This window comes from Clostridium sp. AN503 (assembly GCF_040719375.1).
Taxonomy (GTDB): domain Bacteria; phylum Bacillota; class Clostridia; order Lachnospirales; family Lachnospiraceae; genus Brotaphodocola.
This window is the reverse complement of the sequence record NZ_JBFDTP010000002.1, coordinates 2,244,573-2,271,101: the sequence shown is the minus strand read 5'-3', so window position 1 is coordinate 2,271,101 and position 26,529 is coordinate 2,244,573. Positions and strand designations below refer to the sequence as shown.

The window sequence follows — 26,529 nt, the reverse complement described above, 5'->3', positions numbered from 1 at the left end:
AAATGTATAGCTGAACAGCAAGGGTGTCCATCGTGAGGTGGAATCTTAAGGAAGCTGTAGGCAAACCTCTGGCCCGACGGACAGAAATCGCATATAAGGCTAGGCTTCGAGAGATAAGTTGGCTTAAAGCAACAAAGTCTGATAACTACCACATTTGTAGAAGCAGAGTAAATGCGGCGGATATATGGAGGGAAAGAGCGTGCACCTTAAGCGTGGAGGTCTCACAGCGGTTTCATTAGCCGAGTAACAACGAACTGTGAGAAGTCAGCCGAGCCCATAGTAGTGAAGAAGTTTCTGTAATGGAAATGGAGCGAAGGGGCGAACAATCAATAAGTTTTAGTAGGTCTCGTATTGCAGAGATGACAACATCTGCCGTAACCAATCGGGAAAAGGGTGGTCAGATTTAGCGAGACGGAAAGGAAAGAACGCATGGACACAAGTAGTCTAATGGAGCAGATACTAAGTAAAGAGAATCTCAATACCGCATATCTGCAAGTCGTGCGAAATAAAGGTGCAGAGGGAGTGGACGGAATGAAGTACACACAACTCAAAGAGCATCTTGAAAGGAACGGCGAAATCATCAAGGAACAGCTGAGGAGAAGAAAGTACAAGCCTCAGCCAGTACGCAGAGTGGAGATACCGAAGTCAGATGGTGTCGTCAGAAAGCTGGGAGTACCAACAGTAACAGACCGCTTTGTACAACAGGCAGTTGCACAGGTACTAACACCAATCTATAAAGAGCAGTTCCATGACCAGAGTTATGGATTTAGACCGAATAGATGTGCACAGCAGGCAATCATAACAGCATTAGATATGATGAATGATGGAAATGATTGGATAGTTGACATTGACTTGGAGAAGTTCTTTGACACAGTAAACCATGATAAGTTGATGACACTCATAGGAAGAACAATTAAAGATGGAGATGTTATCTCAATCATCAGAAAGTTCTTAGTAAGTGGAATCATGGTAGATGATGAATACAAGGAAACCGTGATAGGAACACCGCAAGGTGGAAATCTTTCACCACTTCTTGCTAATGTCATGCTGAATGAACTTGATAAGGAAATGGAACAGAGAGGACTAAACTTTGTCAGATATGCAGATGACTGTATTATCATGGTCGGAAGCGAGATGTCAGCAAAGCGAGTGATGAGAAATCTCACGAAGTTTATTGAAGAGAAACTGGGACTCAAAGTAAATATGACAAAGAGTAAGGTGGATAGACCGAGTGGCCTAAAATACCTTGGATTTGGATTTTACTTTGATAGTAAGGCACACCAATACAAGGCAAAACCACACGCAAAATCAGTAGCGAAATTCAAAGCAAGAATGAAGCAACTCACTTGCAGAAGCTGGGGAAATAGTCTTTATTTTATTTGTTCGAAAAAATCGGTTAAGAAAAAATGGCTGAGGTGGTTGATAAATAGGCAGACTTGGTTCAAGAGCTAGAAACCTTGCAGGGGTCGCGGATTAAATTGTAAAAAGGGACAGAGGAGGATAAATGGTGAATTTTTTGCGAATGGAGTTAAAAAAGGTGCTAGGTATGACCCGATACAGCGAAGATGCAACATATATCGGAAGCTGTGGTTATGTGAGAGTAAATGAGGAAGTTCGTATGCGTCTGGAGTTTTCCAGATCTACTACTACAACATATGACGGAATTGTTATGACAATGCTTAACCGAAAGGAGGGAACGATTGATACCAATGCGTTGAAATTTCGGGATATTTGGGGCAAGAAGGCGGTCAGCAATCCCAATTTCAAGGAAGGGATTATCCCGCATATTTGGGAAAACAGAGAGAAGGAGTGGTATGTCTATAAGCCGAACCAGAAGGATTACCAGATATTGGCAGATGAAATTAATCAATATGTCGGACTGTTTCAGGAGGCGGAAATAACTCAGGGGCCGCAAATGAATATGTAAATTCCAGAATATGGTGAGGCTTTGTTGTGAAGGAGGTGATGGTGTTCACTGTGTAAGTAGAAAAGAGCAGATTGTTATGATGGGGAGAGACTGATGAAAATCAGTGTCTTTTTCTCTTGCAAGAGAGCTAAAAAGAAGGAGGCAGAGTTCCGGCCGGGAAAAGATATCTGACTCTTTTTTGAATGGATTTAGAGCAGAAAGCGATAGAAAGAGTGAAGATGGCATCCGAGATGTCCCTAAGACTATACGGACGCCCCTTAGTTGTAACAGACAGTGGAGGGAAAGACAGTGCAGTCTGTAGGGAAATTGTCAGACGTGCCGGGATACCATTTGAGATTCATCACAACCTGACTACAGCAGATGCACCTCAGACCATTTACTATGTGAGAGATATTTTTCGCAGGTTAGAACTGGAGGGGATTACGTGCTGTGTGAATTATCCGATATACAAAGGCCAGAGAGTTACAATGTGGTCGCTGATTCCCATGAAAAAGTTTCCGCCAACAAGGCTGCAGAGATATTGCTGTCAAATTTGTAAAGAGAACTCCTGCCGGGATCGGTTCATTACCACCGGTGTGCGATGGGCGGAGAGTGTAAAGCGAAAAAATAATCGAGGCGTTTTTGAAAATTTTGTCTCGGATCCCAGTAAAAAGATTATCCTGAATAATGACAATGATGAACAGCGCATGCTGTTTGAGAGTTGCACATTAAAAGGGAAAAGAATCTGCAATCCGATTGTAGACTGGCGGGACTCTGATGTGTGGGAATATATACGCAGCGAGCGCCTGGAGCTTAATCCGCTTTATGATATGGGATTCTACCGAGTCGGCTGTTTGGGATGCCCCATGGCAGGGAAGAACCGTTGGACAGAGTTTCGTCTATTCCCGACCTACCAAAGGGCATATATACGATCATTTGGAAAGATGCTGGATGTAATCCATGTTGGCGGTGGCAAGACGAAGTGGAAGACAGCGGAGGATGTTTTTTCGTGGTGGATGGAGGAAGAGACTATAGAGGGGCAGATAAGTTTGTTTGATCGAATTGAATGGTTGGGAGAAAAGGATATTTTGTAGAATCTAAGCGATATCAAGGGGGAGCTAAGCATTGGGGTAGAGATTGGCGGAAAGGAATTCTCTACTTCAATGTTTACATAGATTAGAAAACCTAGTCAGAATTCTTGTATATAGATTACTCCAGAAACACAAAAGAACAAATGTTCTCTAAACCTGTTGCGATATACACAATACTAAGGTATAATAGAAATATGATGTAAATGTATAGATTTATAGAATAATAGATGGTAAAATGAAAATTACAATAGAGAGAGATGGGTGAGAGAAATGCCTATAGCGATGGATATATGCCCTCGACAAAAGACATGGGAAGAGTATAAATATGAAATCGAAGCGCTGAAGAAGTCAAATAACTGCAATTCGGAGAAAGAAGAAATTGCATTTGCCCGCTCATTTAGCTTTTCTGTCATGAAATTTCTGTGGCGAAATGTAAATTATAAAAAAAGGTGGGAGTGTAGGCAAATAAAGATTGTTTCTACAAGGTTGGATATTTATGCAATAAGACTGGCAAAAGATATTGCAGATTACTTTATTACATTAAATATAATGGAATATGCGTATTTAATGGGCGCTATGTATACAATGCTTTTACCTGACAGCTATCGTTCAGATAATGGAGTTTACTATACACCACCGTCTATATCAGAACGTCTTCTTGATTTATTAGCAGCAGAGGGGGCAGATTGGGCAGAAGATAAAGTCTTAGATCCGGCTTGCGGAGGAGGAGCATTCTTAGTTACAGTTGCCAATCGTATGTTAGGGGATTATAGGATAAAGGAATTATCTGCAATCGAAAAAATCGAACATATAGAAAAGCATCTATCAGGTATAGAAATAGATAGATTTGCAGCATGGATTACTCAGACTTTGGTTGACATACTGTTGTATTCGGAAACGATAGCGGCGGGAAGAAGGCTAAAGTCCATCGTTAAAGTTCAGGATACAATTCAATGTATTGAAACAGAGACAAGGCGTTTTGATGTAATAGTTGGAAACCCGCCATATGGTAAAATAAAACTGGATGAGGAAACTAGAAAACTATATTCAAGATCATTATACGGGCATGCAAATTTGTATGGGCTATTTATTGATGCATCATTAAGGATATTGCAGTCAGGAGGTTTGGTCGGATTTGTAACGCCAACTTCGTTTTTAGGGGGGAAATATTTTTCAAATCTGAGAAAGTTATTAGTTGAGGAGAATCCTCCTTTAGCAATTGATTTTATTTCAATGCGGTCCGGTGTATTTGATCAGGTCCTTCAAGAAACGTGCCTGGTTGTTTTTGGACCTAATAGAATGCGGTGTGTAACTGCGAATAAAATTAATGTGGAAAACAATATATATAGTGTTGAGCGAATTGGAAGTTTTCAAATTGAGGAAGGAATAAAACCATGGGTAATTGCCCGTGAACCGGCAGAGGCTAACATCGTTAAAAAAGTTAGAGGAACGAATACCACATTACAAGACTATGGATATAAAGTTTCAACAGGGCAACTGGTATGGAATCGGTTAAAAACACAGATTTATGAAGAACCAGAGTGTGGAGTAAGACCTATTATTTGGGCAGAGGCAATTTCGGCAGATGGACAGTTTAAGTTTAATTATCAATATAGACGTAAAATGAAATATATAAAAATCTCAGAAAGGCAAGAATTCTTAGTATGTAGACAAGCAGTAGTACTGGTTCAGAGGACTACTGCAAAGGAACAAAACCGAAGATTGCAGACGTGTATATTGCCACAGGAATTCATTGATAAATGGGACGGAGTTGTGGTTGAAAATCATGTAAATATTGTACATTCGATATCGGACGTCCCCAAAGTGTCCCAAAAGGCATTAACACTGATTTTAAATTCACAGACAGTAGATCGAATATTTAGATGTCTGTCTGGAAGTGTAGCAGTATCGGCTACAGAACTGCAGGCAATACCTCTACCACCAGTTGATAATTTAAAGGAATTGGAAGAAATAGCAGCAGTTATACATAAGGCGAATACTGATAAAGAAATGCAGGAAAAGATAGAAAATATAATTTTAAAAGCATACGGGCTGGAGGATTAAAAGACATGATTTCTGAGTGGTTATCTGGAGAATTGCCGGAGATTGAAGAGATACAGGAAAGATTAAAAGCTATTTTTCCAAGAGAAATAGATGTAAATGGTTATATAATCCGTGAAATGGGTGCAAAAACAGTATTCACAATGCTATATAGTTTTTGTGTTGATGAAGAGGAGTGGATCAGGCCAGCAACTATTACTTGTATGACGGATGAACAAGCCGTTATGCAAACGCCGGAAGAAAGAAAAGAATGGCTCGCTTTAAGCCAAAGCAAAGATGCTCCTAGAGATATACCAGGAAGGTGGTATAAACCCAATACAAGAGAACCTATAAGGGATGAGACGATAAGAGAAATGGTACGGTTGAACGCAGTTATAGAAAGAGCAGGATTAGCAACAACCTCCCCATTACCCAGATATTCTTTGCAAGCTCAGTTTGCAGATCTTTTTAATCCTAAATTACAGGGTGAGGAATTAGATTTAGCCATTCAAAAATGGCAGGAAGACTTTTTGTCAGCAACTTCGCTGGCAAGAGTCGCGTTGTCTAAACGATTAGTTTCGGCATCATCAGATGGGGTATTAGTGAACCTTCCGAATGGTGAAACTAGAAAAATGGCTTCAGGCCCAAGTAGTGAACTTGCAAAGGCAGTTGTTGAGCAGTTTGCTAAAAATTTCATGAAAGATCCGGCAGTTATCTTAATGAGTGAGTCGGCTAAAAAGTTATTACTAAAAGATGATGATTTGTGCCAAGCAATTGGTTTTGATGTAGATGTATCTACTGTGCTCCCAGATTTGATTTTAGCGGAATTAGGAGAAAAGCAGCCAATTATAGTGTTTATTGAATGTGTTGCAAGCGATGGCCCTATTAATGATCGTAGGAAGTTGGAATTGTTAGAGTTGGCGGCGAAAGCGGGATATAAAGAAAAGGACTGTGTTTGTGTGACTGTATTTAGAGACCGCTCTAACTCCGTAAGCCGTAAGTTGGTTCCATCTATTTCTTGGGGAACCTTTATTTGGTATGCTAGTGAGCCGGACAATATTATTTACTTGCGAGAGGGAAATGAAGAAAGAGCAGTTTCTATTGGTGGATTTTTAGAACTGTGAGAAAAAGAGATGCTGGTTGAGGTCCATTACTAATAGTGAGTTATAAAGGGCGGTTTGTGTAAGTGTTAAGCATACCGCTCTTGCTGTACGAAAATTAATAATATAAGGTTATATTGTTAAAGGGTTTTCAAGGGGGAGTGTAAAAATGGCTAAATATACAGATGATGATATACGCAAAGCATCAAAAATCACATGTAAGATGGCTGGAGAATATTTAGGTATATTTTCGATGGCGGTTAGTATTGGTATGAGAAACAATCTTTTACCAATAGGGTTTGCGATTCATAATGAAGAGAGGGATCGATCATACTCAGAAAGCTGGAGCTACCATATTATTGGGGAACGTTTGATAGCATATAAATACGGAAAAATTACAGAGGTTCAGGTTCAAGGTATAGAGAAGAATCTACAAACTATTATTGAACAATTTCAGGAAATGAAGAATGATCTGGTTTTTATATTAAGCGAAGACGCAAAATAGGAGACATTGATTTGTTTGAATATGCGTTTTCGCTTTTTGCCTATAGTACAAAAGAAGGGGAGGTAGATAGTGATGGAGAATACGATAAAGATTAATAGACAGAAATTGTATGATGAAATATGGGAAATATCTGCCTCCGGTGTAGCAAAGCAATATGGATTAAATTATGCTAAACTGCTACAAAGCTGTAAAGATTATGAAATCCCGATCCCACCATCGGGGTATTGGACAAAAATAGCTTGTGGAAAAGAGGTAAGTAAGGCACCCTTGCCACAATCTGATATAGATGAGATAGAAGTGCTAAAGCAAGGAGTATCACGGAAAGAAAAACGTCAACCGGAACCTACAGAGAAAATTGTTAAAGAATCTGACGAAAAATCAGAAAACAATAAAAGTGATAAGGTTAAGGCCATTGAAGAAATAAAAGAATATGAATTGGAAGTATTGCCAGATGTGTTGAATTTTTTAGATGATGAGGAACGGACAAAGGTTATAGAAATAGCTAAAGCATTAACGGTACAAAGCAATTCGCATCCACATCCTAAATTGGTTGCTTATCGTAAGAAAATATCTGATTGGAAAAAACAGGAGGCAGACAGAAGAGGGAGATATCATTCTAGTCGAGATGATATACCCTTATTTGTAAATGATGTTTCGGAAAGTTCGATGGGAAGAATTTATGATTTTATGAATGCCCTTTTTCAAGCAGTCGAACAGCTTGGGGGAGTTATCTATGAAGATTTAACTGTTAAAATTCGAGAGGATAAGGTGCGGTTTAAAATAGTGGAATCCATGGATAAAGTTCCTCATCAAATGACAAAACAAGAGGCTAGGGATTTGTTGATTTATAAAGATGCGCAAAAGCAGCACCGATGGGCATCTGAGCCTAGAATACCGAAAACTGATAATGTATATAATGGGAAAATTCGGATTGTTTTTTCAGATGGTAAATATTTTAAAGACAGTACAAAGACAAGACTAGAGAGCCAAATAGGGGAAGTTTTGATTTATATGTATCAATTGTCGGAAGAGTTACGTTTGGAGCGTGTAAAGCGGGAAGAAGAACATAAATTATGGGTAGAGAAACAAAGACTAGCCGAGGAACGTAAGCAGAGACTTGAAGATGAAAAAAGAAATACTAGGATTCTTTTAAATCGAGCAAACGATTATGAGATGGCCTGCAAGATTAGAGCATACATAAGTGCTGTCACACAGTTTCAGCCGCTTACAGAAGAAATGATTAAGTGGGTTAAATGGGCTTCGGATAAAGCTGATTGGTTTGATCCTATCGTTAGACGTGAGGACGAATTCTTCGGGAAAAGAGAACATGATAAAGCGGACGATGATAAAAATATATTTAATAAAAGTCGCTATGGATATTAAATAATTTTACTTTAAGATTGAATAAGAAAATAACGAGGTACAAATTTGAGATAATCAATGAAAATTCGAAAGTAGTGTTTCAGTAATTAAGACTTAGTGATGCTTAAATAACAGTGCAATAGCAAACATAAAGTACCTTAATCATAGCATGATTATGATTAAAAAAGTAAATAATGCTCGAAAGACATTGTAATAATTGTAAGAATGCGGTAAAGTCTACTGATGTCTAGAGAGGAAGCTCATCCTCAACCGCAAAATATAAATATACAAAAGAAAAATATCTTGGAGGATATCATATGAAACTATCAAAATTTAAGCTTCATAACTTCCGTTGCTTTGGTGATAGCGAGCAAGTAATCGACATTAATGATATTACTGCATTTATTGGCAATAATAGCGCAGGAAAAACTGCGGCATTGTTTGCGTTGAACTATTTGTTTTCTAATAATAGTAGCGATCGTATTTTAAAACGAAGTGATTTTCACTTGCCCAAAGATGTAAACCCAGAAGAACTAGAAACCCAGGATTTATATATTGAGGCAGTGTTTACTTTTGATGAATTGACGGATGGTGAAAATGGAGAAGGCTCTGTTCCTCCTTTTTTTCAAAGTTTGGTTGTTGACAATCCTGGAGCCTCCCCCTACCTTCGTATCCGTTTAGAAGCTACGTGGGAGAAAAGTAGTAATGTAGAAGGTGCCGTTGAAAGTAAGGTTTACTATATCACATGTCCGGAAGGCGAAGATATTACTGAATATAAAACTCCGGCAAATCGGCGAGATTTAGACAGAATCAGGGTTATTTATGTGCCGGCTGTTCGTGATCCTTCAAGACAACTGAAAAATGCATCTGGTACAATGATGTATCAGATTATGAATAGTATAAACTGGAGCAATACTATCAAAGCAAATATTAAAGAGAAAATCAATGAGTTAAATGCACAGTTTTTGGAAGAAAAGGGCGTTTCGATATTGGGTTCTTCTATTCATACTCAATGGGGAACTTATGATTCTGATACCAGGTATTCAAATGCTCAACTCCGTTTTAATAGTACGGATATAGATTCTTCTATTAAAAAATCGGAAGTGGTTTTTCTTCCAACGGTAACGGGAAAAGAATGTACTATTGATGATATGAGTGATGGATTGCGTTCACTTTTTTATATTTCATTGGTTGATAGTATACTTGATGTAGAGACAAAAATACAGGAAGAACTTAAATCTGATCCTGAACATGTTTCTTTTAACCATAAACCACCGATTTTGACAATAATCGCGCTAGAGGAGCCAGAAAATCATATTGCTCCGCACTTGATGGGACAGTTGATTTCAAATTTGGAGGATATTGCTAGAAAAAGTAATGCCCAAACTGTTTTAACATCCCATTCTACGGCCATTATAAAAAGGATTGATCCAGAAAACCTTAGATATTTTCGCCTTGAGATAGATAATTGTGTTACGAGAGTTCGTTCTATTACTTTGCCAGACAAAGAGAATTCGGCGGATCAATACAAATTTATCAAGGAGGCGGTCAAGGCATATCCTGAGTTGTATTTTGCCAAACTTGTAATTTTAGGCGAAGGTGATAGTGAGGAAATTATTTTGCCTAAGTTCTGGAATGCAAAGAATGGAAATGTTGATTTAAGTGGTATATCAATTGTTCCTTTAGGAGGAAGGCATGTGAACCATTTTTGGAGGCTTCTCAATGATCTAGACATCCCACATGTTACATTGCTCGACCTAGATAAAGAAAGAGATGGTGGTTGTTGGGGGCGTATAAAATATGTTTTAGATCAACTTATTCAAAATGGATATGACAGAAATAAACTATTAAAAACGGCAAATGGGGTTATGTCTACTAAGGAATTTGAGGGAATGATTGATTGGGATGTTGAGAGTATGGAATGTCTGCAGGCGTGGATTAATTATTTAGAGCATTATAATGTGTTTTTCTCAGCACCGTTAGACATTGACTTCTTAATGTTGGAGTTTTATGGACATATTTATAAAGATTTACTTAATTTGAATGAAGGTCCTAGGCTTATGATAGAAGAAAATGGACAAAAACATCAAGAGTATATTAAATCTATCGAAGCCTCAGGGAAAACATATCCAGAATATGAAAAACGTATTACAGATGATGTTCAGCATACATTAAAGAGATGTGGTGGTGAGGGAAAGACCTATACTATAGAGCAACGGAAATTAATGGTATGGTATACCTACTTTTTCTTAAATAGAGGAAAGCCTTCCACACATATTGAGGCACTTTCTAAAATTAGTAACGAAAGCTTGTTGATTTCGATGCCTGATGTTTTTAAAAGAATGATTAATGCTGCGGAAAAGGCATTACGAGGGAACATGTAATGAGGAGAATTTCATGTGAAAAGTGGATACCATGTGACGGAATTGTGCTGGAAGCAAATGCTGAAGCGGCAGTTCGGTCAAACATAAATACGTTGGTTGTTGCTGGGCCGGGGGCAGGTAAAACAGAATTGCTAGCGCAGAAAGCAAGTTATCTTTTCCAGACCAATAAATGTCGAGATCCTCAGAAGATATTGGCAATAAGCTTCAAGAATGATTCGGCTGATAATTTGAAAAAGCGAGTAATGAAACGATGTGGAAACGAAGTTGGAAATAGATTTGTGTCATTAACATATGATGCGTTTTCCAAAAGTATTCTGGATCACTTTCGTCTTGCTTTACCAGAGAGCGTTAGGCCAAATGCTTCATATTTAATTGAAGATAAAAATATTATAGAGGTTGCATTTAAAAGGGCGGGGTTCATTAATCGCAATAGCATGTCACCAAGTAAATTAAAGACGTATTATGATAAAGTGCTTTCTTCAGTTACGTTGCCCTATTCAAAAAACGACTTAGGTGAAAAGGTATGGAAATTGTTAGTGGAGGGGTTTGAAGAGTACAATGCAACGTTGTCTTTCAAAATGATAAGTATTCTTGCTGAATATATTATTCGAACCAATCCTAAAATTAAGAAGGGTATCCAACTTACATACAGTCATGTATTTTTAGATGAGTTTCAGGATACAACGGATTTGCAGTATAGACTGGTAAAACAATGTTTCTTGAATTCACGTTCTGTGATGACTGCTGTTGGAGATAATAAGCAACGTATTATGTTGTGGGCAGGGGCATTAAAAACAGTGTTTACAGATTTTGAATCGGATTTTGGAGCAATTAATAGAAAACTGTTAATGAACCATCGTTCCGCTCCAAGGCTTGTTGATCTACAAAGAATGATGTACTCTTCGCTTAATGAAAGTGATTGTGCCATTAGCGTTTCTAATAAGTGGAACCCAGATGATGGAAAAGTGTCTCTACTTATTGCAGATAATGAAATAGATGAAGCAAAAATAATTGCATCAGACGTATCCGAGAAGATATCTAAGGGAATACCTCCCAATGAATTATGCGTTTTATGCAAACAATTGCCTCAAAACTATACTTCTCAAATCATTTCGGAGCTTGAAAAATATAAAATTCGCGCTAGAGTGGAGAATGATTACCAAGACTTGATTAAAGAACCAATTGTTCAAATGCTAATTGCGATATTGAGATTAGCCGTTGATAGAAAAAGGCCACAGGATTGGGAGTTCATATTGACAATGACAGCAGACCTATATAATGTGAACTCTTTGCAGACAGACGAAGCATATTATAAAATACAAAGTGATCTAATAAAAGAAATTGAACTCCTTGATGGTATGATGAAAAATGTTATTACAGAAGATAAGTTTCATGATTTACTCAAGCAAATTGTTGATTTTTGGGGTCTGCAACGAATAAAGGCAATGTTACTAGTATACAATCAAGGATCTTATTTGATAGAGTTGTTAAATAAGTTCCAGAAATTTATATGGGAGGAACTGGAATCCACATTATTTGATTGGCTACTTGCTTTGGAAAATTTTGAAGGATTGCATTCAGTCCCAATAATGACAATTCATAAAAGTAAGGGATTAGAATATAATACAGTTTATTTTGTAGGTCTGGAAGACTCTGCATTTTGGAACTTCAAATATCAACCTGAAGAAGATAGATGTGCATTTTTTGTAGCTTTATCACGTGCTAAAGTTGAAATAATGTTTACATTTTGCAGGTATAGATTGAACTCGAAATACCCAAAACAGTCACATACTGTGATTAATGAATTTTTTGAACTTTTAAAAACACCTGGCATAGCTACAATTATTGAATGAACTATACTCGTAATGTTTAGGTATCTTAAATTTGTTTTTTATAACAACATATAATAAATTCTATGTACATAGCCAAAGGGTTTTGTAATGATAATCCTTTGGCTACAGACTATTAAGCCAACTTGATGTAGGAAGTTATTGTTGGCATTAAGTGAGTCAACAATGCAGTTCTTATCTCAAGATACGAAAGGCATCTTCAAATTTCTAAATCTATGATATAATTCGATTGCAGGGGAAGCGTAATATATAAGAGGTATATAGCCTGATATGGCAGGAAAGATAGAGTGCCCACCCAGGGCCAATTCTGCCCTGTGAACATCATTATTATCCACTCAACAAACTGCGAAGTCTGCGTGGAATTGTGTCGAAAATAATGGAGTGATAAAGGCAATGACTGGAGAGGGTAAAAAATGCTGATTTATGAATTTTAGTGCTTTGGTCTGTTGAAATCATAGGATAAATGTAATATAATATGGGAAATGAGAGCGGTTCTAGTATTAATCTATAAAGCAAGGTGTGTTTATAGTCTCTTTGAGTTGAGTTCAGAGGATGGGAAATTGTTATACAATCGTGCAAAGTTTATTTGCATCTGGTGCGCACACGCCCCATATACAAATAAACTTTGCTGGCGGTCTAATGTAGAATCGCTCTTCATTGTTGAGGGGAAAATATGGAATTATTGAAAGATAAAGGTGTATTGGAACTAATAGATGAAATAAAAAAAGAATTGAGAACAAGAAGCATCGAGGATAAGGCAATTCCTCGATTTATTTTTGTCTGCGGTGAACAAATTTTAGATGATAATGGAAATTTAATAGATGAGACTATATTAGATACTCAAAACAATATTCGTTACTTGATAATGAAGAAATTTTCTCAATATAAACATTGCGGAGAATATGAAAAAGAAAGTCGTCCTGCACAGTGCATTGTTTCTGAATATTTATATTCGGATGATAATGAGATAGATATTTTGACTTTTGAGGAGATTTTGGCTGAAATAAGTGAGTGTATAATAATTGTTTCAGAAAGTCCAGGCACATATTGTGAATTAGGAGCTTTTGCATTAAATGATTTATTTGCAGGAAAAACAATAGTCATCAATGAAGATAATCCTAAATATAAAAATTCATTTATAACAAAAGGACCAATTAGAAAAATTGAAAAACAACATGAAGAAAATGTTATCCTTTACAATGGAAAAAAAACTTTAAAAAATTCACTTGAATTAAATGATATGATTTTGAAGATATCTTCAAATGGGGTGAAATATACTCCTAATTTAAACTCGCAGGAGTTGCACTTGAAAAGCTTGATTTATGAGTTACTTAATTTAACAGAATTATTTGAACCAATTACTGCATATGAATTGCAGATACTGTATGAAAAAATAAGAGAGATTACTAATTATACAATTTTAAAAAAAGATAAATATAAAATAGCGAGTATTAAGGGAGTCATACATTTGATGGAAAAAATGAAGATTATAAATAGTTCCAATGGATATCTTCATATAAATAAAGATATTTCTTGTTATAATACGATGTTTACAATAAACCGGAAATATCTTAATGCTTTCCGAATGAGATATCTATGCAGGATATATAAGTGTGAACCTGAAAGAATTGGAGTATCTACATGAATTTATTGGAGCAGATGAATAGTGATTTAGGAATAGATATTCAATATATTAAATTTTGTTCAAAAAGAAATGATTTGTATGCCCAGTATTATATACCCAAAAAGAATGGTAAGTTGAGAAAGATATTGCAACCTTCAAAAGAGTTAAAAGTTTTACAATATTGGCTCGGAAAAAATATTTTTAAATTTTTCCCGATTTCTAAATATAGTACTGCTTACCAAAAAGGGTGTTCCGTTAAAAAAAATGCTGATTATCATAAAGAATGTAACTATGTGTTACATACAGATATTGTACACTTTTTTGAAAGTATAACTAGAGAAACTATGACCTGTTTCTTTCAAAAAAACAGAATTATTGTAGACGAACTCCAATTATCTTCAGAAGAAATAGATTTAATTATGGATTTAGTCTTGTATAAAGGAAATAATTTAGTAGTAGGGAGTGTTGCATCGCCCATTATTTCAAATTGTGTTATGTATGAGTTTGATATTAAGATGAGTAAATTGTTAGAAAGCAAAAAGATGAATTATACAAGGTATGCTGACGATATTGTTATTTCATCCAATCAGTTTATTGATGTTTCTATTATAGAGGATATTGATTATTTATTAAAAGAGTATGGTTTCAAAAGAAATACTGGTAAAACATACTTTATGAGTAAACATAAAAAAAGGGAAATAACAGGGATTGTTATAGATAATAATAACAATTCATTATCTATCGGCACAAAGAAATATTCAAGATTAAAACGGGATATCTATAATTATCTGGTTAAAAATAAGGGAAGTGTAGGTAAGATTAAAGGAATGCTGTCTTATCTTAAAGATATAAATATTGATAGGTATAAAGCATTGGAAAAAATCTACATTAAATATGATAAGAAGAATGAGCTTTTTAACAGATAACAAATTAATCTTGGATGATGAATTTAAAAGTAGAATTGAATATCTGAAATATCGAAAGATGAGTAAGTCAGATTGAACAAAAGCGGTGCTTGATTGAAAGATTGGGGAAATTTCAAAAGAATAATAGAGTGTTGTCCGGATATCAGCAAAATAACAGTTGATATGACGCTTACAAGCTTGGTTAAGAATGGCTGTATTCAGAAAAATGGAAGTGGGACCAAGACTACTATGTGAAAATTGGATAATGCAAATTAGTTGTTTCAATAAAGTTGAATGAAATTTTAATAGGGCACAAAATATTTTCCGCCAAGGCCCGGCCATGTCTTCCATGAATCTTTTTTATGCACTCGGGGAATGTCAAAACTTTGTGATTATTAACCCCAAAAACAGGATATGACATGACAAGTGTAAGGAATAATACAAAAAGTAAATTGAATTGATATAAGTAAAATTTATGAGTTACAAGAAGATTCCTTGTGATTGGAGGCAGTAAAATGATTAGTCCAGATTTGCCGATTACAAAATCTACAGAAGATATCTTAAATAGAGGCTCATTTGCGAGAAGTCTTGCGAAGACATTATCTCAGTACTCTCTTTCATCTTCGCTTACTATTGGTCTATATGGAGCATGGGGAAGTGGAAAAACTTCCTTGCTGAATATGGTACTTGAGAACATAGAAGATATTGATAACAATGTCATAATTCTCAGATTTAACCCATGGTTATGTTCTGACCCCCAACAACTCATAAGTCAGTTTTTTAAACAAATGGCTAATGCAATAAAGTTGAAGCAACCAGCAGCAGAGCAGGCTTGGAAATTAATTGATCAATATGCAGATATATTTGAGATGGCAAATCTTGTACCTGGCGCAGGGAATATTCTTGCTGCGGTTGGTAAAACTTTGGCTAAAAGGGCAGAAAAACGAGTTGTACAGCGAACAGGAAATTTGCAAAAAAGCAAAGACCAGATCATCGACAAGATGATGGAAGAGAATTTAAAAATTATTGTTTCCATAGATGATATTGATCGGCTTTCGGAAGAAGAAATCATTGCGGTATTTCAGCTTGTTAAAGCATTGGGAGATTTCCCTAATACTGTTTATATCTTGATTTTTGACTACGATGTTGTAGTTCAGGCACTTGGCAAAATACAACATGGAGATGGCAAAGAATACCTGGAAAAAGTTATTCAGGTACCTTTTGAAATTCCTGCTCCAAGTATGGAAAATATCCATAATGCTCTCTTTTCTAAACTTAATGCTCTTCTCGGAGATATTCGGGAAGAACGATGGGATAAGACAACGTGGGCAGAACTCTTTCAATTTGGGTTAAAAAAATATATTAAGTCCATTAGAGATGTGATTCGCTTTACAAATGTTTTCTTATTGAGGTATGAGCTTTTGAAAGATGAGACAGACCCGGTTGATTTGCTTGGACTTACTTGTTTGCAAGTATTTGAACCATCCGTCTATTCAAAATTACCTAATTATAAAGAGATATTATGCGGGACAAGTTATAGCTACTCATACGAGCAACAAAAGGAAGAGGAAGAAAAAACAAAGAAAATAGTTTCTTCACTGTTTTCCAATAAAGGGATTGTTACAAATTTGGAAGCTGTAAATAATATACTTGGCATTCTGTTTCCAAGGATAAAAACGGCTGTTGGTATATCATATGGTATTGGTAGAGATTATGCACGTAGAGATTATTTGATAAACAATAAGATTGCAGTTCCTGAATGCTTTGACAGGTATTTTGCGCTGGTTCTTGAAACTGATGCTATTTCTACAGGCATGATTAAGCAGCTGATTTATGAATCGGATGAGACAGATTTAAGTGAAGGGATAATGCAGCTTTATCAAGATGGAAAGATCATACGTCTGCTTGAGGAAATAGAGGCGTATGTCAACAGTAGCGGAACTTCAACAACTATTTCTGTAGAAAGAGCATCCTTGATAATCAAAAATCTTGCTCGCAATTGGGGAAATTTTAAAGTTGATGATAGTGGCTTTTTCTCTGTACCGTTTGCATGGAGGCTGCTTTTTTGTGTTAATCCATTATTGAAGGTAATGGATTCTACCACACGTTTTTCTTGTATTCATTCAGTTTTTAAAGATAAAAATGTTCAACCTTCAACACTGGCATTGTTATTGAATGATTTTGAAACTCAACATGGTCGTTTTACAGATAAGACTATAAGCGGAGATGATGCAACGTTTTCGTTGGAAGAGGTCTTGAAGTTAGAACGAATTTTTAAAAATCGTGCGGTAGAAGCACTTGATTCCGGAGACGCACTAAGACAATATCAGGGCTTGAATTTCCTATGGATGTTGGGGCAAATAGATGCTGATCTTGTTGCAAACAAAAAGAAATCAATTATTACAGATGACGCTTCACTCATAAAAATTATCAGCTATTGCACTTCACGGGGAACTGTGATAGCTAGAACGGGTTTAAAGATGTGTGATGTAGATCGGAACGCTGTGGAAGAATTTATAGATGTAGATGAGGCTTATCGACGTGTTAAAGCATTTGTTGCTACCAGTCAATTTTATCTGCTCCCTAAGGACGATCAAATGAACGCGATAGCATTTATACTTATAATAGAGCGAACTGGATCTGAATCTATTTTGAAGGATGGTATAGCAGAGGATTCTGTTATAAGAGTGTTAGATCAATTGGAAAGTCAAAAACAGACGGATAGGCAAAATTAATTTTGATAATTGGGAAGGGGGAGCCTATAGTGGAAAGGAAAATCTGAGATACCGATACACAGCTCTGCCGCTGAGTATTTAACTTATGTAGCATCAGTAGGAAGTAGCAGTGATAGTTTTGAAATGCGCTATGAGGATAAAAAATCTGGCTGATGCAAAAAATGCTTGCAACTTTATATGATGTGGATGTGCGCACAATCAATGAACATATTAAAAAAAATATATGCAGATGATGAACTGACGCGGGAGTCAACTATCCGGAAATTCCGGATAGTTCAAACAGAAGGTTTGCGGCAGGTGAACCGGGAAGTGATTCACTATAACCTGCAAATGATAATTGCAGTTGAATTCAAGGTGAACAACGACCGTGCCGTAAGATTCCGCAAATGGACTGGTCAGATTGTCAAGGATTATACAATTCAGGGCTGGACGATGGACAAAGAGCGCCTGAAAAAAGGCCATATGTTCACTGATGAATATTTTGAACGTCAGTTGGAAAATATTCGTGAGATGCGACTATCTGAGCGCAAGTTTTATCAAAAAGGTTACGGATTTCTATGCTACAGCGTTTGATTACGATAAAGATGCCAAGACTACCCGGCAGTTTTTTAAATGGTACAGAACAAGATGCATTGGGCCGTACATCGGCATACAGCAGCAGAATTGATTGTAGAACGTGCAAATGCTGAAAAAGAACATATGGGTCTGACAACATGGGAATCAGCGCCTGATGGGAAAATTGTCAAAGCAGATGTTACCGTTGCTAAGAATTATCTGAGCGAAAAGGAAATGTCCTATTTACAGAGAATCGTTTCACTGTATCTAGACTATGCGGAGTTACAGGCGGAACGAAGAATACCGATGAGTATGGAGGACTGGGCAAAGCGACTTGATGGTTTTTTGGAGTTTAACGGGAACGAACTGCTGATGGGACCGGGAAAAGTCAGTGCAGAACAGGCTAAGCTTCATGCAGAGACTGAGTTTGAAAAATATCGTATTGTTCAGGATCGATTATTTATGTCAGACTATGATAAATATTTAATAGAATTAGAACATCAAGCGGATCAAAGTGACGTGTAAAGATAAATATACCGTTTCCGCTTGGGGAGAAGTGCGCTTTCCCTCCATCATTATCATCCACTCAACAAACTGCGAAGTCTGCGTGGAATTGCGTCGGAAAAATTAAAAAATGATTAAAAAGCGAATATAAAATTCTTAAAAAAACTGGATATTGAAACCCAAAAACCGGATATTGAAACTAAAAAACCGGACATTGATATATGGGAAATATATGGAGAATCGCTGGAGGCGTTTACATCAAAAACAGTGGTCCATATTCAAAGTATGTATAATTCCTTTGGAGTAAATGTTGTATTTGGCAGATCAGATATGCAGAAAGTAACAGAGCTTGGCGCCAGCAGAGCCTCTGATCTGCTGAAAGCTTTGGTTCATGCGCAGATTATAGAAGCAGTTTCTGGATATGATAAGGGGAAATACAGGTTTTGTGAGAAAAAAAGAAAGCGTGCACCGGATATCTATACAACCAGTACTGATTATGAATTGTATTAAGCAGTAAAATGTCATAATTTTACACCAAGGACAAACTATGCTTTTTCATATCCGAATCACCGCTTCCATCAATGCGTTGGCGGTCATGGCGATGATGGGAATGGTTTTGGCGTCGGCGTTGCTCATGTGGCGGATATTCAAGTAGGGCCCAGCCGCTACCGTGTTGATGGCGTTATCCTTGGCCAGAAGGGTCCGGCGTCCGGTAAAATCAAAGCCCGCAGGTTTGTTCCCTGCGCTGATTTCCTCTTTTTCACCCAGTGCCCTGGAGAAGGCGGAGATCAGAGAGGACTTGAACAGGGCTTGCTCATCAGCAGATTGACGCATGTCAATGTGGTATTGTACTCGATGGAAACCCAGTCATAGGCCGTTATAATCATAATGGTGACATCTGGTCCCACGATAACACGGATACGCCGGGCAAGGAGTCGTTGAGCAGCTCCGGCCTCTGTCTGGCGACATGCTCCATCACCAGGGTGCGGGGACAATTCTCTTCGCCCCGTTGGCTGCTGCTGGGCTCGGAAAACCACAGGGTGCGCAGCCGCCAGGACGTTTACCACCGGATCAGGTAATCTCTTAAGACTTTTCCTGCGTTTCAGAAAGAGGCTCTGTAAACGAGTAAAAGTTTTTGTCACTTTTTTTGATCTTGTACATGGCCTGGTCGGCGCAGGAGAGAAGTTCCTTCTCGTTCAGACCATCCCTTGGATAGACACTGACTCCGATACTTGCGGTCATTTCAACAAACAGATCCTCTGAGAGCCAGAAAGGCTGCCTGATCTCAGAGAGAATCCGCTCGCAGACGTGCCGGATATCTTCATCCGCCATGATCCGGCTCAGCAGCAGAACAAACTCGTCGCCGCCCATACGGGATACGATATCACTGCCGCGCACGGCACGGATCAGCCGTCTGGCTGTCTCCTCCAATACCAGGTCACCCTTTTCATGGCCATAGGTGTCGTTGACCTCTTTGAATCCATCCAGATCCATGTAGAGGACAGCAAGCAGCTGACCGCTGGCTTCCGCCTCCAGGAGCAGCCGGGACAGGATCTTGTGAAACAGCCTGCGGTTGGGAAGTCCGGTGAGTGCGTCGTAGTTAGCCATATGGGCCAACTTTTCCTCCGCCCGCTTGCGCACCTTGATCTCCTCCAGAAGTGCCTTCGTCCGCTCGTCTACCAGAAAGCGCAGATGCTCATATAAATAGGCGTTTTCAAGAGATATGGCCAGCTGTGCTGCAATGGGCATGAGGTTTTCTTTTCTCCGCTGGTCAAAGACACCCGCGGCCAGGTTGTTTTCCAGGTAGAGGATACCCTTTAGCTCTCCCTTACTGAGGATGGGCATGCACAGGACCGACTTGCAGTGGTTCTCTTTGATATGGATGTCCTTCCCGAAGACTCTGGAGTTCTCACCGTCTTCCAGGATCACGGCTTCCAGTGTTCTTTCCACATACGATACGATGCTCAGCGGAATATCCCGGTCCTCAGCCGGCCGCTTTGATACGATGCATACATCCTTGGCCCCGGAATGGCCCTCCGCCTGGATCTCATACCCGGAATCCGTCTGGCTCAGATAGTAGATATGCTGTGCTCCCGCACATTCCAGGAGACTGTGGATCAGCTTTTCCAGGATGCCTTCCAGTTCAAGTTCCTCCGAAATGGCCTGGGACGCTTTCAGCACAGATCGCATATCCAGTGATGCGGTGGTTCGGATGGAATCTTCAGACAGGGTGTTCTGCCGGTTATCGTTCTTCCACAGGCCCGCCAGTTCCGGGTAGTCCTGCCGCATGCGGGCGCACTTTCCCTCCGCTCCCCAATGGCCATACAACTGGTAGGTATCCGTCAGGAAATGCCTGGCCGCCGACTTGATCCCCAGCCTCTCATAGCGCAGTGCGGCCACATCGCAGAGGATGGCATGATGAAGGCTGCGGTCGTGCTTTTTCGCGGCCTTTAGAGCCTCTTCGTAAAGCCGCAGGGCCTTTTCCGTACAGCCTTCCGCCGCTTTCCGCTCAGCCTCGATTACAAGATAAAGATGTCCATAATTGCAGAATGCGTCGCGGCTGCGTTCCTTCAGCCAACCCTGGTTTTCCTCCAGGACACGCAGAAGCTCCGGCCTTGCCTCCGGCTCACAGTCCCCCGTCTCCAGTACCTGGCAAATGGACAGGGAATACAGGAAATTGTGGAGCGCCACGTTGTAAAAGCTGGAGACATACGGGAGCAGGGGCACAGCGTCCCTGCACAGCCGGCAGGCCGTGGAATAATCCCGGTAGATCACAGCCGACAGGGCCCGAATGACATGGTAATAGCTGATTGCCTGCAGGTTATGGGAAAATTGCTCCAGATGGACCTGTTCGGAAAATCCGTCCCCATCAAAACTTCCGGTGAGGGAGAGCTCCCCGCGGATACTCCTGCACAGCTGCTGAAAGCTCAAAAAGCTGCCCAAAGCATGGTCGCTGCCGGTCTTCTCCGCAAACTTTACTCCGGCCTGCACCTCGTTCCACAGTTCCTCCACATGGGCCGCGCTTTCCATGACCGCCATCATGAGCCCATAATATCCATAGCAGGCGTACTCAAAGTCGCCCATCTGGGCGTTGCCCTTGATGGATTCCTTTGCATAGGGAATCTCATTGACCACGTCTTCGAACCAATGGCCGGAATGGAGCGCAAACATACAGTAGATGGAGTGGATTACTTCCCTGTACTGGTGCTTTTCGGCCAGGCGCATAGCAGACCTGCCAGCCGCGTAGGACGTCCGGTAATCCCTGCGCAGTTCCCCCAGAGGCATCATCAGATTGGAATACATCTGCAGGGCATGAGGAGTATAGCCATGCCGGAACATGCGCCGCACAGCCGTAAATACCGTCCAGTAGGAATAATCGGGCCGGAAGAAAAAGGTCGGGCCGCACAGTCGGCAGAGCAATTTGCTGATCCCGGCCTCCACCGGGTCTTCAGCTTCTTTGAGATTCAGGATATCTTCCGATCCAAGGGCCTCCCGCTCCTGATAAAAGGATGCGATCTCCTGTTCCAGGGTCAGCTGCATATTTTCGCCGGGGAAGGTGACTCCCAGCTGTCCAAGCAGGGTGCGCCCAATCTCAAAGGCCTCCTCATACCGGCCCCGGTTGGAGAAACTCGATATCTGTAGGCGGCAGTTATCTACCAGCTCAGTAGGCTCCGTCACCAGATCGCAGAGCATCCTGTAGATCCGGTCGCATTCTTCCTCTTTAACCAGATTGCATAGGGCCGTATGATATTCCCTGTAGACTTTGGTGAGGAAGGGACGGTTTTCCGGTCGCTTCAGCTCCGGCTGGGAGAGCAGGAGGTTAAGGTACCGTTCCGCCGTGTCGAAGGCGGATACCAGCCCGCACCGGTGCGCCGTACCCAGCAGGAAATCCTGAATCCGGCGCCGTTCTTCCGGATCCTCCGCCTCCCCAAGCCCCATTGCGTAGTGGTCCGCGATCTCAAACGCCCGTTCGTCCAGAACGCCTGCGGTGCTCGAGCATTCTTCATACCGCTTTCCAAGCTGGTAATGGACACTTGCCCGCGTTTTCTCAGACAGGGCCGTATAGAACACCTGCTGGAACCGGTCGTGGGCAAACTGATACATGGTCTGCAGACCGGTTTTCCCATCCTTTTCCATGGGATATACCGCCTCCTGTGCCACCGCCGTAATCAGCCTGCGGTTGATTTCACGTTCCGGCAGGCCGCAGACAGCGGACAGATCCTCCACGGAAAAGCTCTGACCGATGCAGGCACCAAAAGACAGCAGAGAGATTGTCTCCTCCGAAAACTGGTTCAGATTTTCCGTCAGGAAGTCCACTACATTTTCCTGGGCGGGGCAGGCCCGGATCTCTGCCTCCTTCCAGCTCCAGCTTCCGGTGTCCATATCCAGCTTCAGATAGCCTTTTGAATGGCACAGCCGCAGAAACTGCTTGATGTAAAATGGATTTCCCTTTGTCTTCCTATAAAGGATATCCGCCAGCACAGAAGTCGTCTCTGCTTCCGTTTTGAATATGTCTCCCAACATCTGTGCGGTGCTCTCCGGGTCCAGCCCTTTTAAGTTGAGTTGAGTGACCCGGCCGCCCCGCTGTATGATTTTATTCAGGCTGAGGGTGAGCGGATGTTCGCTGCTTACCTCATTGTCGCGATAGCACACGATAATCATTAAATCGTGGATATCCTCATTTTTGAACAGCTCTTCCAGAATTTCCAGGGAGCCCATATCCGCCCGGTGCACATCGTCCAAAAACAGAATCAGAGGATGCTCCGGCGCAGCCAGCAGGGACAGGAGCTTTTCCAATACGGTTTTGAACCTGGTCCGCTCCTCCAGAGGCCCCATGTCCTCAGGGGTTGGCTGAGGGCCGGTCAGCAGGGCCAGCTCCGCCACTTTACCGGTCAGCAAAGCCGCGTCGCCGCCCAAGTGCTCCGACAGTGTCTGCTTCCACTTGCCGATACTTTCCTCCGGCTCCATAAAGATCATGCTGCAAAATTGCTTGATAGCTTCGAAAAAGGCAAAGTAAGGTACGTTGGCGTGATACTGGTCAAACTTCCCCTGCAGAAACATACCGCTGGTCCGCTGCGCCTCCTCCTGAAGCTGATTGACCAGCGAGGTCTTGCCAATGCCGGAATAGCCGCTGACGGAGACAAGGATCCTGGAACCGGCCGCCACTTCCTGGAAGTCATTTTTCAGCTGGGCGATTTCTTCTTCCCGCCCATACAGCCGGTGGGTGAATTCAAAGCGCCGGCTGAAATCCTTTTCGCCAAGGACAAATTCCTTTTCCTTTTGGCACCGCGTCAGATCATAAAGAAGGCCCTCGCTGCTTAAATAGCGGTCTTTCGCCATCTTGGCCAGGAGCTTGTCTACAACGGCTGCAAGCATGGGCGGCACATTGGGCAAAATCACGCGAAGATCCGGCGGCGTCTTCGCAATATGAGAAAAAACCAGCTCTGTGGGGGTCTCTGCATCAAATGGATGACGCCCCGTCAACATTTGATACAAGGTTATGCCCAGAGAATAAAAATCCGCGCGATAATCCAGCTCCGTATTCATCCGTCCGGTCTGTTCCGGGGCGATGTAGCGGAGGGTCCCCTCAATATTTTCAAGTCGGGTCCCCAACATCTGTTCATGCATAAACATGGAGGAGATACCGAAGTCCAGCAGAACCACCCGGCCGGATTCCGCGTCATACATGATATTGGAGGGGTTCACATCTTTGTGGATGACGCCCGCCTTGTGTATGTCCCGCAGGCCCATCACCAGCTGTTTTGCGATCCGGTAGAAATCCGACATCTCCAGGGCACCCTGTTTCAGCAGCCTGCTCAGCGTGATCCCCGGACAGAATTCCTCCACCAGATAGCAGCGCCCGTCCAGCGTTATCTCGCCGAGGGCCTTTACCACATAGGGGCTGTCTATCCGCTGCATGATCTGATATTCACGCCGCAGCCGCGCTGCTTCCTCCTGAGTCATGGGCTCCTGGCCTCCGGTCTTAAGTACCACCCGGCTGCCGGTGCTGCCGTCCTTTCCGCGCAGCAGCTTGCTGGACGGAGAGACGTATATCACTTCTAAATTCGTATATTGACACATCACACACTCACCCCTTCCGTGAAAAGCCACTCGTCCTTATCGCCGGCCTTTGCAGCACACATGGCCTCACGGGCAGGCGCAGAGGCCGCGGACGGATGAGCGGTCAATAGTGCCTCAAAATCCCCGACAGGCATTGGCCTGGCAAAATAATAGCCCTGGGCGTAGTCACACCCGCCGTTTTGAAGCCGCTCCAGCTGCTCCTGGGTCTCCACGCCCTCCGCCACCACGCTCAATTTCATCCAACGGGCCAGGTCCACGATAAAGCGCAGGATGCCCTGGCCGGTGGGTCTTGTGATCTCCGTCTGGATAAACTTCATATCCAGCTTCAGCACGTCGACGGGCATTTCCGTGAGCATATTCAGCGAAGAGTAGCCGCTTCCAAAATCATCCATCTCAATGACGAAACCCAGCCTGCGCAGAGCGCCCAGGGTCTCAATGAGCTGTCTTGAGGTATCCGTGTACGCGCTCTCCGTGATCTCCAGGTGCAGACGGGAGGGGGAAAGTCCGTACCGCCGGACGAGACCCGTCAGGACGTCAGCCAGGTCCGCGTTGTAGATATCCATCCGGGAGACGTTGACAGATATGTTGATGCTGGGATAGCCCTTCCGATCCCATTCCTGGAGCAAAGCGCAGACCCGCTCCCAGACATATTGGTCCAGCTTGGTGATAAAGCCGTTGCGCTCAAAGATGGGGATAAACTCCGCAGGCGGCTGCAGGCCCCATTCCGGGTGGTTCCAGCGCACCAGCGCCTCGGCTCCCGCCAGACGGCCGTCCCGGATCTGGTACTTGGGCTGTAAGTAAACCTCGAACTGCCCCGTGGCCAGGGCTGTCTCCATGCCGTCCGTGATGGCCTGCCGGCGCAGCAGCGTGCCCCGCAGCTTGTCGTCATAGAGGGCAAAGTGCTTGCCATACTTCCCTTTGATGCTGTGCGCCGCCAGCAGGGCCCGGTCACACATCTGCTCTACCGAAACCTCCCGGTCCTCCACCGTGTAGATGCCGTATTTCATGATCACTTTCTGATCGCCGAAGCCGCTGTTGATCCTGCTGTCGGACTGGGTGAACATCTCGTCCGCATAGTCCTCGCGGTGCTCCAGAAGACAGGCAAACTGGTCCGCGCTCAGGCGGCCGCAGATCCCGAGATCCCCCAGCCGTTGGATGCAGAGCTCCCCCACCTGCCGCAGCAGACGGTCGCCCGCGGCCATGCCAAAGGTGTCGTTGATCAGTTTGAAGTCCTCAATGTCGGAACAGAGGATATCATATTTCACATCCGGATTCCGAAACAGGATGTCCCTGACCTGCTGGCAGAAGTATTCCTTGCTGTACACCCCGGTGACCCGGTCATACTGGATCTGATGGATGAGCGCGGAGGTCTCCCGCAGGCGGATGATGCTGGCTGCCCGGTGTAAAATGACCTGGGCGCGGTAGGGTTTGGTGATGAAGTCTGTGGCTCCGTGGGAAAGCGCGGCCACCTCATCCGCCTCGCTGTTGTTGGATGTTGTGACAATGACCGGGATCGAATTCAGCCTGTGATCTGCTTTCAGATGCTTCAGGAAGGTGTAGCCATCCATGACCGGCATAACAATATCCAACAGGATCAGAGAGATCCCCTCTCTGTATTTCTCCAGCAGCGACAGGGCCTGCTCCCCGTTTTCCGCCTCCAAAACCGTATATTTGGAAGAAAGGATGATACACAGCGCCGCCCGGTTGATCTCATTGTCTTCAACCACTAAAATTTTTCTCTCTAATAACATGATCCACACTCAATCCTTTAGATGATCTACTTGATAAACAGGTATGCCATTTTAATTGCAGATGACATATATTTGTCATTTTAAATGACAAATATTGGATAATAAAACTCTTGTATTATAGAATACTTCTTTTTTA

Annotated in this window: 15 protein-coding genes and 1 pseudogene; 13 read left to right on the top strand and 3 right to left on the bottom strand. The window is 41.8% G+C overall.

Going from position 1 to position 26,529, the window contains the following annotated elements:
- Positions 1–429 precede the first annotated feature (429 nt).
- From ltrA to rhuM, 13 genes and pseudogenes are all read left to right on the top strand, one after another.
- On the top strand, positions 430–1,452 hold the full coding sequence (ltrA, locus tag AB1I67_RS17840) for a group II intron reverse transcriptase/maturase (protein WP_367031366.1): 1,023 nt from the start codon (positions 430–432) through the stop codon (positions 1,450–1,452).
- A gap of 52 nt (positions 1,453–1,504) precedes the next feature.
- Complete coding sequence (locus AB1I67_RS17835) at positions 1,505–1,927, top strand: hypothetical protein (RefSeq protein ID WP_367031364.1); 423 nt, start codon at positions 1,505–1,507, stop codon at positions 1,925–1,927.
- A 182-nt stretch (positions 1,928–2,109) separates the two neighbouring features.
- On the top strand, positions 2,110–3,000 hold the full coding sequence (locus AB1I67_RS17830; protein ID WP_367031363.1) for a phosphoadenosine phosphosulfate reductase family protein: 891 nt from the start codon (positions 2,110–2,112) through the stop codon (positions 2,998–3,000).
- Positions 3,001–3,267: 267 nt separating this feature from the next.
- Positions 3,268–5,061: an N-6 DNA methylase gene (locus tag AB1I67_RS17825; RefSeq protein WP_367031362.1), complete on the top strand. Its 1,794-nt coding sequence runs from the start codon at positions 3,268–3,270 to the stop codon at positions 5,059–5,061.
- Between the two features lie 5 nt (positions 5,062–5,066).
- On the top strand, positions 5,067–6,161 hold the full coding sequence (locus AB1I67_RS17820) for a BsuBI/PstI family type II restriction endonuclease (RefSeq protein ID WP_367031361.1): 1,095 nt from the start codon (positions 5,067–5,069) through the stop codon (positions 6,159–6,161).
- Between the two features lie 145 nt (positions 6,162–6,306).
- A complete protein-coding gene (locus AB1I67_RS17815; RefSeq protein ID WP_367031359.1) occupies positions 6,307–6,642 on the top strand; it encodes a hypothetical protein in 336 nt (111 codons plus the stop codon).
- 72 nt (positions 6,643–6,714) lie between these two features.
- Entirely contained in the window at positions 6,715–8,025 is a 1,311-nt protein-coding gene (locus AB1I67_RS17810; RefSeq protein ID WP_367031357.1) for a hypothetical protein, read from the top strand.
- A 296-nt stretch (positions 8,026–8,321) separates the two neighbouring features.
- Positions 8,322–10,388, top strand: coding sequence for an AAA family ATPase (locus AB1I67_RS17805; RefSeq protein ID WP_367031356.1), 2,067 nt, complete (start codon positions 8,322–8,324; stop codon positions 10,386–10,388).
- The gene (locus AB1I67_RS17800; RefSeq protein WP_367031355.1) at positions 10,388–12,241 is read left to right on the top strand and encodes an ATP-dependent helicase; all 1,854 of its coding nucleotides are present in this window, start codon (positions 10,388–10,390) and stop codon (positions 12,239–12,241) included. Before AB1I67_RS17805 ends, AB1I67_RS17800 begins: the two co-directional genes overlap by 1 nt.
- Positions 12,242–12,911: 670 nt before the next feature.
- Positions 12,912–13,883, top strand: a complete 972-nt coding sequence (locus tag AB1I67_RS17795; protein WP_367031353.1) for a retron St85 family effector protein — start codon at positions 12,912–12,914, stop codon at positions 13,881–13,883.
- Entirely contained in the window at positions 13,880–14,788 is a 909-nt protein-coding gene (locus AB1I67_RS17790) for a retron St85 family RNA-directed DNA polymerase (protein ID WP_367031351.1), read from the top strand. The genes AB1I67_RS17795 and AB1I67_RS17790 overlap by 4 nt, the downstream gene beginning before the upstream one ends.
- Before the next feature lie 494 nt (positions 14,789–15,282).
- Entirely contained in the window at positions 15,283–17,502 is a 2,220-nt protein-coding gene (locus AB1I67_RS17785; protein ID WP_367031350.1) for a KAP family NTPase, read from the top strand.
- Positions 17,503–17,679: 177 nt separating this feature from the next.
- Positions 17,680–18,582 (top strand): annotated as a pseudogene (rhuM, locus tag AB1I67_RS17780) (RhuM family protein).
- 534 nt (positions 18,583–19,116) lie between these two features.
- Here rhuM and AB1I67_RS17775 read toward each other — a convergent pair.
- From AB1I67_RS17775 to AB1I67_RS17765, 3 genes are all read right to left on the bottom strand, one after another.
- Positions 19,117–19,395 (bottom strand): hypothetical protein, encoded by a 279-nt coding sequence (locus tag AB1I67_RS17775; protein WP_367031349.1) that lies wholly within the window; start codon positions 19,393–19,395, stop codon positions 19,117–19,119.
- A gap of 249 nt (positions 19,396–19,644) precedes the next feature.
- Complete coding sequence (locus AB1I67_RS17770) at positions 19,645–24,642, bottom strand: diguanylate cyclase (protein ID WP_367032641.1); 4,998 nt, start codon at positions 24,640–24,642, stop codon at positions 19,645–19,647.
- Positions 24,642–26,393 carry an EAL domain-containing protein gene (locus tag AB1I67_RS17765; RefSeq protein WP_367031348.1) on the bottom strand — a complete coding sequence of 584 codons (1,752 nt, stop codon included), beginning with the start codon at positions 26,391–26,393 and terminating at the stop codon, positions 24,642–24,644. Before AB1I67_RS17765 ends, AB1I67_RS17770 begins: the two co-directional genes overlap by 1 nt.
- Between the last annotated feature and the right edge of the window lie 136 nt (positions 26,394–26,529).